A 13,861-nucleotide genomic window follows, 5' to 3' on the forward strand; every position below is an offset into this window, starting at 1 on the left:
CACCATCCAAATGTGGGAGCGGGCTTGCTCGCGAATGCGGTGGATCAGTCAATGATACAGTGACTGATCCACCGCATTCGCGAGCAAGCCCGCTCCCACATTGGATTTCTGTTAATACTGGGATAAGTACTAAAGCCCGCCCGTCGCATTGAACCCAACCCCCAGCACCGTCAGCACCGACAGCGGCAACAGCAGCGTGTCGAGCAAGGCACTGGCCGGCAGGTCGACATGGGGATAGCTCGGCGCCTCGGCCCCAAAACGGTCCATCGCGCAGCACCCGCCCTGAATCGCATACATGTCCAGCCGCGTGCCGGCATACACCACCGGCGCGCCGGGCTGGGCGGCGTCCAGGGTTCGCGCAGTCGCACACCCGGTCAGTTGCAGCGCCAGCAGCACCATCAATAGTTTATTCATCACTGCTCAAATGGTGCTCGCCCCAGCGCGGCAGCATGTCCTGGGGAATGTTCAGCAGGTTGAGAATCCGCGCCACCACAAAGTCCACCAGGTCATCGATGGTCTGCGGCTGGTGATAGAAGCCCGGCGACGCCGGCAAGATAGTCACGCCCATGTTCGACAGTTTGAGCATGTGCTCCAGATGGATGCTCGAATACGGCGCTTCGCGCGGCACCAGAATCAACTGGCGACGCTCCTTCAAGGTCACGTCCGCCGCGCGCTCGATCAGGTTGTTGCAGGCGCCCGTGGCAATCGCCGACAGGGTCCCGGTGGAACACGGCACCACCACCATCGCGGCCGGCGCACCGGAGCCCGACGCCACCGGTGACATCCAGTCTTCCTTGCCATAGACCTTGATCTGCCCCGCCGCCGCACCGGTGTACTCGGTGAGGAAGGCCTGCATCATCTGCACTTTGGGCGGCAACGCCACATCGGTCTCGGTGGCCAGCACCAGTTGCGCAGCCTTGGAGATCAGGAAGTGCACCTCGCGGTCTTCGCGCACCAGGCAGTCCAGCAGGCGCAAGCCATAGGGCGCGCCGGACGCGCCGGTCATCGCCAGGGTGACGCGTTCCGGGCCGCTCACTTCAGGGCCTCGGCGAGTTTGCCATGCAGGCCGCCAAAGCCGCCGTTGCTCATGATCACCACGTGAGTGCCGGGCCTGGCCTGGTGTTTCACGTGTTCGATAATGCCTTCCAGTGAGTCGCGGCAAATCGACGGCACCGTGCACAACGCGGCGATGGCAGGCAGGTCCCAACCGAGGTTGGCCGGCGCGTACCACACAACCTGGTCGGCATCGTTGACGCTTTCCGGCAAACCATCACGGTGGGCGCCCAGCTTCATGGAGTTGGAGCGCGGCTCGATAATCGCGATCACCTGGGCATCACCCACACGCTTGCGCAAGCCATCCAGGGTAGTGGCGATGGCCGTCGGGTGGTGGGCAAAGTCGTCATAGATGGTAATCCCATTCACTTCGGCGACCTTTTCCATCCGGCGCTTGACGCTTTTGAACGCGCTCAAGGCCGCAATGCCCATGGACGGCACCACGCCGACATGCCGCGCAGCCGCCAGGGTGACCAAGGCATTGGCGACGTTGTGCTGGCCGGTCATGTCCCAATCGACGATGCCTTGGGCGACGCCTTCGAACAGTACTTCAAATTTGGAGCCATCTTCGCTCAGCAGCTTGACCTGCCATTGGCCGCCAGCACCGGTGGTTTGTACCGGGGTCCAGCAGCCCATCTCGATAACTCGCTGCAGGGCAGGCTCGGTGGTGGGGTGAATCACCAGGCCTTCGCTGGGAATGGTGCGCACCAAGTGGTGGAACTGCCGCTCGATGGCCGCCAGATCAGGGAAGATGTCCGCGTGATCGAACTCCAGGTTGTTCAGGATCGCCGTACGCGGGCGGTAGTGAACGAACTTGGAGCGTTTGTCGAAGAACGCGCTGTCGTACTCATCGGCCTCGATGACAAAAAACGGGGTGTCGCCGAGGCGCGCCGACACCGAGAAATTCTGCGGCACGCCACCAATCAGGAAGCCCGGGCTCATGCCCGCATGCTCCAGCACCCAGGCCAGCATGCTGCTGGTAGTGGTCTTGCCATGGGTACCGGCAACGGCGAGTACCCAACGGCCTTGCAACACATGATCGGCCAGCCATTGCGGGCCAGACACGTACGGCAAACCTTTATTCAGTACATATTCGACTGCCGGGTTACCGCGCACCATGGCATTGCCGATCACGACAAGGTCCGGGACCGGGTCGAATTGCGCCGGGTCATAACCTTGGGTCAGCTCAATGCCCTGGGCCTGCAGTTGCGTGCTCATGGGTGGGTAAACGTTGGCATCGGAGCCAGTAACATGATGGCCCAGTTCTTTGGCGAGCACCGCCATGGAGCCCATGAACGTGCCGCAAATACCGAGAATATGAATGTGCATAGTCGACCTCGTAAAACATCGAGGCAGGTTAGCGCAGGGAAGGGAAAATCGCACTCTTTAGCTGTAGCACGCAGGCCTTGGGGGGTAGCCGCCATTGTTTGTCAGAGCGTAGGGGAATATTCGATAAGTCCGGTGCCACAGGATGCATGCATGGCATCGGACCCATCGCCAGTTTGACTGAGCATCATCCATGACTCGAAAGTTTACGCGGGGTTATGTCACACGACTTTTGTTTCGGCAGACTCTGCCGGTAATGACAGCGTTCCCATGTGCAACAACTTCCCTATGAACTTGTTTAATGCGTCGAATTTTTTATCAATAACATCCAGACGGCCTTTGTCATCGGTGCCGTCTGCGGGAGTGGCAATGTAAGGCCGGAATACCATGTCGTTTTCGTCCGCCAGTTTTTTAAGCTGTTCCTCCGCAGTTTTATACAAGGCCTCAAGCGTTTCCAGGCGCTCGCTTGGCGTACGCGACGAGGAGTCGCTCATTTTAAGTGCCGGAGCATTCGTTCCTTGACGCATTGCCATAATATTGTTGGCAATGACTTCCATGCGCAACTCGGCCAGGCCCAAGCGCGCGGTCGTGGCACCCGTGTCGGTGTCCTGCGTGGCGACGACCGATGTTGTCCCGTCGGTTTTCGCGGCAGGCACCTGCGTGCTTGGAGCCGGCTGGTGAGCCGGAGGGAGCAGTGGCGTATTGTTTGTAAACTGCGCCTTGATTGTCTCGCCAGACCAAACCGAGCCTGCGTAGGTACCAATACTCAGGGGAGCACTGACCAATCCGCTTACACCCGCACTGACAAAGGCGTCGCGGGCTACCGTCGCAGCCTGGGGCGAGGTGTCGAATACCTTAGCCTTGACCAGGCGATCAGCAACCATCAGGTTTTGAGTCACCTGTGCCATATCTTTAGGATCTGCGCTGGCCTGAGGCTTGAACGGCCGGTTGGCAGACCCTTGGTTCATCAATTTTTGTTGTGTCAGCGTTTGAAAGGTATTGGTTTTCTCGGGCTTGGGTTGGGGTGTGGGGGTTTCTGTGGCCGGATTTTTCCCTAACCGGGGTTTAGGTTGGGGAGCTTTTGGAGGGGTGTTGCCCTGGCCGCCGGGACGTACTACCGGAGGCGTTACACCGCCATTGCGCGTGACCGGTGGTGTATTCACTGGAGGTATATTGACCGTGGTGGGCCGAGATCTAGTAATGTTCATGGTTATTATCTCACTTGTTGTTACTATTTACGCATAAGCGCTATCAGCGAGTTATCGAGAAAATCGATAACCGCCAACTTAGTAACTAAACAGATAATGAACGTTCCAGAAGACAGTCACCTACGCACAAAAATACATGACAAAACATTAATACGGTGCGACGCCAATTATTTAACGCACAGTCGCTCACAACACAGATTGATCACTCACAGTCAGAACAGTTAACGTCATCATTAAACCTGACGCGCTATACCATACTTACGTAACTTTCTATAAAGCGTATTTCTACTGACTCCAAGCACGGTCGCCACGTGCGTCATATGCCAGCGTTGCTGCACCAATGTTGCCAGCAATGCCTGGCGCTCGGCAGCATCCAGCAATGAGTTTGCCGGTTCACTCACCACCACCGGCACGGTTTGCACGGCACGAATCTGTGCAGGCAGGTCATCAAGCCTCACCCGCCCGTCCTCACACAGTGCGGCGAGGGTGCGCAACACCGTGCGCAACTGCCGCACGTTGCCCGGCCACGCGAACGCCAACAGGGCCTGGCGGGCCTCGCCGTCAAGCTGCACCGCCTGATTTCCCGCTTCTTCGGCCAGCAGGAAGTCCAGCAGCTGCAATTTGTCACTGCGCTCGCGCAACGGCGGCAAGGCCACTTCCAGGCCATTGAGCCGGTAATACAGGTCTTCACGAAAACTACCGTCCTGCACCCGATCAAGCAGATTACGGTGGGTAGCGCTGATAATTCTGACGTCCACCGCTTGCGGTTCACCGCCGATGGGCACTACCAAGCGGTCTTCAAGCACCCTTAATAGCCGGGTTTGCAAAGCCAGCGGCATATCGCCGATTTCATCCAGAAACAACGTGCCACCATCTGCCTGCTGCAGCTTGCCGCGCATGCCTTCCTTGCGGGCGCCGGTAAAACTGCCGCCGCGATAACCGAACAGCTCGCTTTCGATGAGGCTTTCCGGGATGGCTGCGCAGTTGAGGGCCACAAAGGCTTTATCTGCGCGCAGGCTTGCATGGTGCACGGCCTTGGCAAACGCCTCTTTGCCAGACCCGGTTTCCCCCTGGATCAGCAAAGGCACATCACGCTCGAACACCCGCAAGGCTCTGCGGAAATCGTTTTGCAGCGCCGCGTCTCCAAGGCAAATGCCCGGCAATCGCGGCCGCTCCGGCAAGGCGTGGGCCACCGGCACCGGTACGCTGCGTGGCTGGCCGCGCAACACCGCGAACAAGCCACGGCCATCGCGGGTACGCAGGGGCCAACTGGCGCTGGCGTTCGCGCTGGCACGCCCGAGCAACTCATCGAGCGAACAATCGAAAAACGCCTCGACCGGCTGCCCCAACAACCCGCCACGGATTTGCCCGAGCAGGTTCAACGCACTCTGGTTAACCGCGCAAATGCGCCCTTCACCATCGAACGCCAGCAGCCCTTCGCTGAACAGGCCCACAGACTCGGCCTGCAAATGAAAGCGCAGCAACCAATGGTGCTCAAAATGGCGCAGGAAGTAACAGCTCTCGATCATCTTCGCCGAAAGATTGACCAGCGCCATGGTGTGGAACTGGCTCTGGCGCGACACAGCCTCCCGGGCCGAGGACACATCCAGCACCGCCAGCAGTTCGCCATGAGGGTCGAACACCGGGCTGGCCGAGCAGGTCAGGCCGGTATGTCGGCCACGAAAGTGTTCATCGCGATGAATCGTCAGGGACTGGCGCTCCACCAGGCAGGTGCCGATGCCGTTGGTGCCTTCGCAGGCCTCGCTCCAATCGGCACCCAGCCACAGCCCGGCACCCTCGAAGATCTTGCGCTCGCTGGGGGCGGTGACGCAGTTGAGGATCACCCCGCGGGCGTCGGTCAGCAGCACCGCATGGCCGGCGCCGGAGAGCTGTTGATGCAGGCTGTTCATTTCATTGCCGGCGATGCTCAGCACTTGTTGCAGGCGTTCGCGGCTTTCCAGCAGGCGGCCATGTTCGAGCACCGTGGGCGCGATGGTCAATGCGGGGTCGAGGTGATAGTCCTCAAGACAACGCAGCCAGGAGCGGGCGATGGACGGATCGCTGCCGGGGCCATGCAGCGGGTCCTGCCCACGGGTGACCGTCAGGACTTGTTGGGCATGGCGACTGAAATGATCGTTTTGCATGTTCTTATTATTCTCCCTGCGTGAAGTACACCGCGCGCGAGTGCCCAGCATCCTCCAGCCTCCCGACCAATGCAATCCCGGGCAGACCCACCGGTCACAGGCTGTACCGCTTATGGCACAAACTGTCACCCAGGCTGTACCAAGCTTGCCACAGCAACGGTTTGCAACAACCTCTAAACCCTTGATTTACAGGCTCTACGAGGCACTGGCCCGACCTTTGCTCTACGCTTTAACAAGCACAACCGTGCGTCCTCCAATAAACACAAAAAGCCAGGAGATACCCACCATGCGTTACGCACACCCCGGTACTGAAGGCGCGATCGTTTCGTTCAAGGCCAAGTACGGCAACTACATCGGCGGTGAGTTTGTCGCGCCGGTCGATGGCAACTATTTCACCAACACCTCGCCGGTCAACGGCAAGCCCATCGCCGAATTCCCGCGCTCCACTGCCAAGGATATCGACAAGGCCCTGGACGCCGCCCACGCCGCCGCTGACGCCTGGGGCAAGACCTCGGCCCAGGACCGCTCGCTGGTACTGCTGAAAATCGCCGACCGCATCGAACAGAACCTCGAACTGCTGGCCATCACCGAAACCTGGGACAACGGCAAGGCCGTGCGCGAAACCCTGAACGCCGACATCCCGCTGGCCGCGGATCACTTCCGCTACTTCGCCGGCTGCATCCGCGCCCAGGAAGGCAGCAGCGCCGAGATCAACGAACACACCGCCGCTTACCACTTCCACGAACCGCTGGGCGTGGTCGGCCAGATCATCCCGTGGAACTTCCCGCTGCTGATGGCCGCCTGGAAACTCGCGCCAGCCCTGGCCGCCGGTAACTGCGTGGTGCTCAAGCCTGCCGAGCAAACCCCGCTGGGCATCAACGTGCTGATGGAACTGATCGGCGACCTGCTGCCGCCGGGCGTGCTGAACGTGGTGCACGGCTACGGCAAAGAAGCCGGCGAAGCCCTGGCCACCAGCAAGCGCATCGCCAAGATTGCCTTCACCGGCTCCACGCCAGTGGGCTCGCACATCATGCACGCGGCCGCCGAGAACATCATTCCGTCCACCGTTGAGCTGGGCGGCAAGTCGCCGAACATCTTCTTCGCCGACATCATGAAAGCCGAACCGCAATTCATCGAGAAGGCCGCCGAAGGTTTGGTGCTGGCGTTCTTCAACCAGGGCGAAGTGTGCACCTGCCCTTCCCGCGCGCTGGTGGAAGAGTCGATCTACGACGACTTCATGAAAGTGGTGATGAAGAAGGTCGAGTCGATCAAACGTGGCGACCCGCTGGACACCGACACCATGGTCGGCGCCCAGGCGTCCGAGCAGCAGTTCGACAAGATTTTGTCCTACCTCGAAATCGCCAAAGGCGAAGGCGCCGAGCTGCTGACTGGCGGCAAGGTCGAGAAGCTGACCGGCGATCTGGCCACCGGCTATTACATCCAGCCAACCCTGCTCAAGGGCACCAACAAGATGCGGGTGTTCCAGGAAGAAATCTTTGGCCCTGTGGTGAGCATCACCACGTTCAAGGATGAAGCCGAAGCCCTGGCGATTGCCAACGACACCGAGTTCGGCCTGGGTGCCGGCCTGTGGACCCGCGACATCAACCGCGCGTACCGCATGGGCCGGGCGATCAAGGCCGGGCGTGTATGGACCAACTGCTATCACCTGTACCCGGCGCATGCCGCGTTCGGTGGTTACAAGAAGTCCGGTGTGGGCCGTGAGACTCACAAGATGATGCTTGATCACTATCAGCAGACCAAAAACCTGCTGGTGAGCTACGACATCAATCCGCTGGGCTTCTTCTAACTGACAACCCGCTCCCACATTTGAAATGCAATAAAAATGTGGGAGCGGGCTTGCTCGCGAATGCGGTGTATCAGTTACTGAGTTTTCAACTGACTACCGCATTCGCGAGCAAGCCCGCTCCCACACTTGATCTTCACAAGACCTTGCTACTCATTCGGCTTACTTAAGTAAGCCGGGATAAAACAATAAGAAAGGGATTCCATCATGCCCAGCGAACCGAATGGCGCTCCGGCGTCCGGGTCTTCCGTCGACTTTGAAAAGGTCGGCACCGAATACTTCCAACAACGGGAACTGAAAAAAGGCGCTGCCGGCTGGGTACTATTAGTCGGTCTCGGTGTTGCCTACGTCATCTCCGGCGACTACGCCGGCTGGAACTTCGGCCTGGCCCAGGGTGGCTGGGGCGGTATGTTCCTCGCCACACTGCTGATGGCCACCATGTACCTGTGCATGTGTTTCTCCCTGGCCGAACTGTCTTCCATGATCCCTACCGCCGGCGGCGGCTACGGTTTTGCCCGCAGCGCGTTCGGCCCCTGGGGCGGGTTCCTCACCGGCACCGCGATCCTTATCGAATACGCCATCGCCCCCGCCGCCATCGCGGTGTTTATCGGCGCCTATTGCGAGTCGCTGTTCGGCATTGGCGGCTGGATGATCTACCTGGCGTTCTACATCATCTTTATCGGCATCCACATCTTCGGCGTGGGTGAAGCGCTGAAGCTGATGTTTGTGATTACCGCCGTCGCCGCGATTGCCCTGGGTGTGTTCCTGGTGTCGATGGTGCCGCACTTCAGTGTCGCCAACCTGCTGGACATCCCGGTGACCGAGGCCAAGGGCGCCAGCACTTTCCTGCCCTTCGGTTATGTCGGCGTGTGGGCGGCGATTCCCTATGCGATCTGGTTTTTCCTGGCGGTCGAAGGTGTGCCACTGGCCGCTGAAGAAACCAAGAACCCCAAACGCGACCTGCCCCGCGGCCTGATCGGCGCCATTGTGGTGCTGACCAGCTTCGCCCTGCTGATTTTGGTGATCGCCCCCGGCGGTGCTGGCGCCTACGCGTTGATGGCATCGGGCAATCCGCTGGTGGAAGCCTTGTCCAAAGCCTACGGCGGCTCCACGTGGATGGGCCACTTCGTCAATCTGGTGGGCCTTGCCGGGCTGATCGCGAGCTTCTTCTCGATCATCTACGCCTACTCCCGGCAGATCTTCGCCCTCTCCCGCGCCGGATACCTGCCGCGCAAGCTGTCGCAGACCAACAAAAGCAAGGCACCGGTACTGGCCCTGGTGATCCCCGGCATCATCGGGTTCGGCCTGTCGCTGACCGGCCAAGGCGATTTGCTGATCCTGGTCGCCGTATTCGGCGCGACCATTTCCTACGTGCTGATGATGGCCGCGCACATCACCTTGCGCATCCGCCGCCCCAAAATGGACCGCCCTTACCGTACTCCGGGCGGCATCTTCACCTCGGGCGTCGCCCTGGTACTGGCCTGCATCGCTGTTGTGGCGGGCTTTCTGGTGGATCCGCGCGTGGTGATTGGCGCCGCGATCATCTATGGAGTATTAATTGCTTACTTTGCTTTCTACAGTCGGCATCACTTGGTAGCAGGCACGCCGGAAGAAGAATTTGCGGCGATCCAGGCCGCAGAGGCCGCCTTGCACTAACTGCCATAAACCTCGACGCGGGCGCTTTACTCACATTCAGCCCGCGTCGACAAGGAGACTCTGTATGGCAAGCTTTTCCCACGCGGTCGGTGCATTGACCTACCGCTTCGACAGCCTCAAGGACGTGATGGCCAAGGCCAGCCCGGCCCGCTCCGGGGATTTTTTGGCGGGTGTTGCCGCCCAGAACGATGGCGAGCGGGTCGCGGCGCAAATGGCCCTGGCCAACATTCCGTTGAAGCACTTTCTCGAAGAAGTGCTGATCCCGTACGAAAGCGACGAAGTCACCCGGCTGATTATCGATACCCACGATAAACAGGCGTTTTCCGTGGTCAGCCACCTGACCGTCGGGGGTTTGCGGGATTGGCTGCTCAGCGACGCGGCCGACGAACAGAGCCTGCGCGCCCTGGCGCCCGGGCTGACACCGGAAATGGCCGCCGCCGTATCGAAGATCATGCGTGTGCAGGACCTGGTACTGGTGGCGCAGAAGATCCGCGTCGTCACACAGTTCCGCGGCACGATGGGCCTGCGCGGGCGCCTGTCCACCCGCCTGCAGCCCAACCATCCCACCGATGAGCCGGCCGGTATCGCCGCGAGCATTCTTGACGGCCTGCTCTACGGCAACGGCGACGCCATGATCGGCATCAACCCGGCTACCGACAGCATCGCCTCGATCTGCGCGATGCTGGAAATGCTCGACGCGATCATCCAGCGTTATGAAATCCCGACCCAGGCCTGCGTGCTGACCCACGTCACCACCTCCATCGAAGCCATCAACCGTGGCGTGCCGCTGGACCTGGTGTTCCAGTCGATCGCCGGCACCGAGGCGGCCAATGCCAGCTTCGGCATCAGCCTGAGCGTGCTGCAGGAAGGCTACGACGCGGGCCTGAGCCTTAATCGCGGCACCCTCGGGCAAAACCTGATGTATTTCGAAACCGGCCAGGGCAGCGCCTTGTCGGCCAACGCACACTTTGGCGTCGACCAGCAAACCTGCGAAACCCGCGCCTATGCCGTTGCCCGGCATTTCAAGCCGTTTTTGGTGAACACGGTCGTAGGATTTATCGGCCCCGAGTACCTGTACAACGGCAAGCAGATCATCCGCGCCGGCCTCGAAGACCACTTCTGCGGCAAGCTGCTGGGCGTGCCGATGGGGTGCGACATCTGCTACACCAACCACGCCGAAGCCGACCAGGACGACATGGACACCCTGCTCACCCTGCTGGGCGTGGCCGGGATCAACTTCATCATGGGCATCCCGGGCTCCGACGACATCATGCTCAACTACCAGACCACCTCGTTCCACGACGCGCTCTACGCCCGCCAAACATTGGGTTTAAAGCCGGCACCGGAGTTTGAACAGTGGCTGGCGAAAATGGGCATCTTCACGCAAGCCGACGGCAAGGTGCACTTCGGCAACAGCCTGCCACCGGCATTCCGCCACGCCTTGGCGCAACTGGGATGAAGAAGGAACCGCCCGTGCACATCGACACCCCGGAAAACAACGTGGACAACCCGTGGCTTGAGCTGCGGCGCCTGACCCCGGCGCGGATTGCCCTGGGCCGCACCGGCACCAGCATGCCTACCGGCGCTCAGCTGGATTTCCAGTTCGCCCATGCCCAGGCCCGCGACGCGGTACACCTGCCGTTTGATCATGCAGGACTCAGCAGCCAACTGGCGGAGCGCGGCCGCGACAGCCTGTTGCTGCACAGCGCCGCCGTCGACCGCCACAGCTACCTGCAACGCCCGGACCTTGGGCGCCGCCTCAGTGATGAATCCGTCCAGGCCCTGCGGGACTATGCCGAAGCCAACCCCGGCGGCGTGGACCTGGCGGTGGTGGTGGCCGATGGCTTGTCGGCCCTGGCGGTGCATAAACATACGTTGCCTTTTCTTACACGCATGGAGGAACAAACCCACGCTGAAGGCTGGTCGCTGTCACCGGTGATTCTGGTGGAGCAGGGCCGTGTCGCCGTCGCGGATGAAGTCGGCCAGTTGCTCGGGGCAAAAATGGTGGTGATCCTGATCGGCGAGCGGCCGGGGCTCAGCTCGCCGGACAGCCTGGGGCTGTATTTCACCTACAACCCCAAGGTCGGTCTCACTGACGCCTACCGCAACTGCATCTCCAATGTGCGCCTGGAAGGCTTGAGCTACGGCATGGCCGCTCACCGCCTGCTTTACTTGATGCGGGAGGCCTGTCGCCGGCAGTTGTCGGGGGTCAACCTCAAGGATGAAGCGCAGGTACAAACCCTCGAGTCGGATGATCCCGACCTGATGAAAGGAAACTTCCTGCTCAGCCCACCGAAGGACTGATCCCTGCACGATTGCGCTTTTTCTCTGCTTTAGGCAGCATCGAGACACGGCCGCTTGTGTGGTCATACCCCATTTGGAAGTTGAGGCCTGGCATGCGGATTACTCAAGCGACCCTGGAACACCTGGACCTGTTGACCCCGCTTTTCGTCAAATACCGCGAGTTTTACGGCGCGCTGCCGTTTCCTGATTCGAGCCGCGCCTTCCTGGAAAAACGCCTGCGCCGCAAGGAGTCCGTGATCTACCTGGCGCTGGCCGACGATGACGACAAGAAACTGCTTGGCTTTTGCCAGCTGTATCCAAGCTTTTCATCGTTGTCCCTCAAGCGGGTGTGGATCCTCAACGACATCTACGTCGCCGAAGACGCACGCCGGCAGTTGGTGGCCGACAACCTGATGCGTACCGCGAAGAAGATGGCCAAGGAAACTCAAGCCGTGCGCCTGCGTGTGTCCACCAGCAGCGACAACCAGGTGGCGCAGAAAACCTATGAGTCCATCGGTTTTCGGGAAGACACCGAGTTCAAGAACTACGTGCTTGCGATCAGCGATGACTGACAACTATTAACCAAACCTCATACATCTGTTGTGGGAGCCCCCTCCCACACTGACGCTGTGTCTACAATCAGATCGAAGTCGCGACATTCCCCGCTACAAAACCAGCACGCTTTTCACAACTCTATCCGTATAATGCGGACCTTTCAGGGTCGTAAGAAATACGCCACAACCTTGTAGCCCTTATTACCCGAAGCCTCCGCACAGGCCCGCTGAGCCAGGCCATTCACACAGGTGCCCTCCATGGATTTCAACCCGCTCGACCTTATCCTGCATCTCGACGTGTACCTCGACATGCTGGTGAGAAACTACGGAGTGTGGATCTACGCCATTCTGTTCCTGGTTATCTTTTGCGAAACCGGCCTGGTGGTCATGCCGTTTCTGCCGGGTGATTCCTTACTGTTCATCGCCGGCGCTGTTGCAGCGGGCGGCGGCATGGACCCGATATTGCTGGGCGGCCTGCTTATGCTCGCGGCCATCCTGGGTGACAGTACCAACTACGTGATCGGACGAACGGCCGGGGAACGCTTGTTCAGCAACCCCAACTCGAAGATCTTCCGCCGCGACTACCTGCAAAAGACCCACGATTTCTACGACAAGCATGGCGGCAAAACCGTGACCCTGGCGCGCTTCCTGCCGATCCTGCGGACCTTCGCACCGTTCGTCGCCGGCATCGCCAAGATGCCTTACCCGCGCTTCTTCGGTTTCAGCGTGTTCGGCACCGTCCTCTGGGTCGGCGGCCTGGTAACCCTGGGCTACTTCTTCGGCAACGTGCCCTTCATCAAGAAAAACCTGTCGCTGCTGGTGGTGTTCATCATCCTGCTGTCGCTGGTACCGATGATCATCGGTGTGTTCCGCAGCCGCTTTGGCCGCAATTCCACCGAAGCCAAGCCGCAGTAACCTGCGATGTGGTCCCTCAGCGCCTGGCGTCGCCGGCGCCTGCTGGCCAAGCACCCGATTGCCGATGAAACGTGGCAGCGGGTGCGCCATCACCTGACGTTCCTCGACGGCATCACTGCCGAGCAAGACCAGTGGCTGCGGGAAGCCTGCGTGGTGTTCCTCGCCGAAAAACACCTCACCGCCCTGCCCGGCGTCGAACTGCACCAGGAACAGCGCCTGCTGCTCGCCGCCCAGGCACAGCTGCCGCTGATGAACCTTGGCGACCTCGACTGGTACCAGGGCTTCCACGAGATCGTGCTGTACCCCGACGACTTCCTCAGCCCGCAGCGCCATCGCGACGCCAGCGGCGTGGAGCACGAGTGGGACGGCGAGCACAGCGGCGAAGCCTGGCAACAGGGCCCGGTGATCCTTGCGTGGCCCGGCGTACTGGCCAGCGGCAACTGGGAAGGCTACAACCTGGTCATTCACGAACTGGCCCACAAGCTGGACATGCTCAACGGCGACGCCAACGGCCTGCCACCCCTGCACCACGACATGCGCGTGCAGGAATGGGCCAGCGTCATGCAAAGCGCCTTCGACGACCTCAACCGCCGGCTCGACCGCAACCCTGACGCCGAAACGGCCATCGACCCCTACGCCGCGGAAAACCCGGCCGAGTTCTTTGCCGTCACCAGCGAATATTTCTTCAGTGCCCCGGATTTACTGGTCAGCAGTTATCCACAGGTGTACGAGCAACTGAGCCACTTCTACCGTCAGGATCCCCTGGCGCGCCTGCACCAACTGCAGGCCGGCGACGTGCGGTATCAGACGGAACGCCAAGCGCACTACGACGTCTGACGCATGGCATCGGCGTCAGAATATGCCTATAATCGCCGCCACTTTTAGGCCAATCCGGCCATGTTCCATGGCCAACTACGG

At 60.5% G+C, this 13,861-nt stretch carries 12 protein-coding genes; 7 read left to right on the forward strand and 5 right to left on the reverse strand.

Features of this window, described 5'->3' with window-relative positions:
* Positions 1–129 precede the first annotated feature (129 nt).
* The 5 genes from V6607_RS29215 to V6607_RS29235 all read right to left on the reverse strand — a co-directional run bounded on the left by V6607_RS29215 (position 130) and on the right by V6607_RS29235 (position 5,731).
* The gene (locus tag V6607_RS29215; protein ID WP_023659172.1) at positions 130–414 is read right to left on the reverse strand and encodes a YceK/YidQ family lipoprotein; all 285 of its coding nucleotides are present in this window, start codon (positions 412–414) and stop codon (positions 130–132) included.
* Positions 407–1,036: a flavin prenyltransferase UbiX gene (gene ubiX, locus V6607_RS29220; RefSeq protein WP_003219402.1), complete on the reverse strand. Its 630-nt coding sequence runs from the start codon at positions 1,034–1,036 to the stop codon at positions 407–409. The genes V6607_RS29215 and ubiX overlap by 8 nt, the downstream gene beginning before the upstream one ends.
* Positions 1,033–2,382, reverse strand: coding sequence for a UDP-N-acetylmuramate:L-alanyl-gamma-D-glutamyl-meso-diaminopimelate ligase (mpl, locus tag V6607_RS29225; protein WP_003219401.1), 1,350 nt, complete (start codon positions 2,380–2,382; stop codon positions 1,033–1,035). The genes ubiX and mpl overlap by 4 nt, the downstream gene beginning before the upstream one ends.
* Positions 2,383–2,600: 218 nt before the next feature.
* Complete coding sequence (locus V6607_RS29230) at positions 2,601–3,587, reverse strand: hypothetical protein (protein WP_256349582.1); 987 nt, start codon at positions 3,585–3,587, stop codon at positions 2,601–2,603.
* A 233-nt stretch (positions 3,588–3,820) separates the two neighbouring features.
* Positions 3,821–5,731: a sigma-54-dependent Fis family transcriptional regulator gene (locus V6607_RS29235; protein WP_134327367.1), complete on the reverse strand. Its 1,911-nt coding sequence runs from the start codon at positions 5,729–5,731 to the stop codon at positions 3,821–3,823.
* Between the two features lie 286 nt (positions 5,732–6,017).
* On the opposite strand from V6607_RS29235, the gene V6607_RS29240 reads away from it, so the two are divergent.
* The 7 genes from V6607_RS29240 to V6607_RS29270 all read left to right on the forward strand — a co-directional run bounded on the left by V6607_RS29240 (position 6,018) and on the right by V6607_RS29270 (position 13,780).
* Positions 6,018–7,538 (forward strand): aldehyde dehydrogenase family protein, encoded by a 1,521-nt coding sequence (locus tag V6607_RS29240; protein ID WP_003219398.1) that lies wholly within the window; start codon positions 6,018–6,020, stop codon positions 7,536–7,538.
* A gap of 204 nt (positions 7,539–7,742) precedes the next feature.
* On the forward strand, positions 7,743–9,191 hold the full coding sequence (gene eat, locus V6607_RS29245) for an ethanolamine permease (protein WP_008436523.1): 1,449 nt from the start codon (positions 7,743–7,745) through the stop codon (positions 9,189–9,191).
* Positions 9,192–9,255: 64 nt separating this feature from the next.
* Positions 9,256–10,650, forward strand: a complete 1,395-nt coding sequence (locus V6607_RS29250) for an ethanolamine ammonia-lyase subunit EutB (protein WP_003219393.1) — start codon at positions 9,256–9,258, stop codon at positions 10,648–10,650.
* Entirely contained in the window at positions 10,647–11,495 is an 849-nt protein-coding gene (gene eutC / locus V6607_RS29255) for an ethanolamine ammonia-lyase subunit EutC (protein WP_134327368.1), read from the forward strand. The genes V6607_RS29250 and eutC overlap by 4 nt, the downstream gene beginning before the upstream one ends.
* Positions 11,496–11,587: 92 nt before the next feature.
* On the forward strand, positions 11,588–12,046 hold the full coding sequence (locus V6607_RS29260; RefSeq protein ID WP_003219389.1) for a GNAT family N-acetyltransferase: 459 nt from the start codon (positions 11,588–11,590) through the stop codon (positions 12,044–12,046).
* Between the two features lie 240 nt (positions 12,047–12,286).
* Positions 12,287–12,943 carry a DedA family protein gene (locus V6607_RS29265; protein ID WP_008436520.1) on the forward strand — a complete coding sequence of 219 codons (657 nt, stop codon included), beginning with the start codon at positions 12,287–12,289 and terminating at the stop codon, positions 12,941–12,943.
* A 6-nt stretch (positions 12,944–12,949) separates the two neighbouring features.
* Positions 12,950–13,780 carry a zinc-dependent peptidase gene (locus V6607_RS29270; RefSeq protein WP_134327369.1) on the forward strand — a complete coding sequence of 277 codons (831 nt, stop codon included), beginning with the start codon at positions 12,950–12,952 and terminating at the stop codon, positions 13,778–13,780.
* The last annotated feature ends 81 nt before the right edge of the window (positions 13,781–13,861 follow it).

The organism is Pseudomonas sp. KK18, assembly GCF_037094675.1.
Lineage (GTDB): Bacteria > Pseudomonadota > Gammaproteobacteria > Pseudomonadales > Pseudomonadaceae > Aquipseudomonas.

What these genes read in the sequence shown, in the direction of transcription:
- V6607_RS29215 (WP_023659172.1), bottom strand. Translation starts at nt 414, where the DNA reads ATGAATAAACTATTGATGGTGCTGCTGGCGCTGCAACTGACCGGGTGT.
- mpl (WP_003219401.1), bottom strand. Translation starts at nt 2,382, where the DNA reads ATGCACATTCATATTCTCGGTATTTGCGGCACGTTCATGGGCTCCATG.
- V6607_RS29230 (WP_256349582.1), bottom strand. Translation starts at nt 3,587, where the DNA reads ATGAACATTACTAGATCTCGGCCCACCACGGTCAATATACCTCCAGTG.
- V6607_RS29235 (WP_134327367.1), bottom strand. Translation starts at nt 5,731, where the DNA reads ATGCAAAACGATCATTTCAGTCGCCATGCCCAACAAGTCCTGACGGTC.
- V6607_RS29240 (WP_003219398.1), top strand. Translation starts at nt 6,018, where the DNA reads ATGCGTTACGCACACCCCGGTACTGAAGGCGCGATCGTTTCGTTCAAG.
- eat (WP_008436523.1), top strand. Translation starts at nt 7,743, where the DNA reads ATGCCCAGCGAACCGAATGGCGCTCCGGCGTCCGGGTCTTCCGTCGAC.
- V6607_RS29250 (WP_003219393.1), top strand. Translation starts at nt 9,256, where the DNA reads ATGGCAAGCTTTTCCCACGCGGTCGGTGCATTGACCTACCGCTTCGAC.
- eutC (WP_134327368.1), top strand. Translation starts at nt 10,647, where the DNA reads ATGAAGAAGGAACCGCCCGTGCACATCGACACCCCGGAAAACAACGTG.
- V6607_RS29260 (WP_003219389.1), top strand. Translation starts at nt 11,588, where the DNA reads ATGCGGATTACTCAAGCGACCCTGGAACACCTGGACCTGTTGACCCCG.
- V6607_RS29265 (WP_008436520.1), top strand. Translation starts at nt 12,287, where the DNA reads ATGGATTTCAACCCGCTCGACCTTATCCTGCATCTCGACGTGTACCTC.
- V6607_RS29270 (WP_134327369.1), top strand. Translation starts at nt 12,950, where the DNA reads ATGTGGTCCCTCAGCGCCTGGCGTCGCCGGCGCCTGCTGGCCAAGCAC.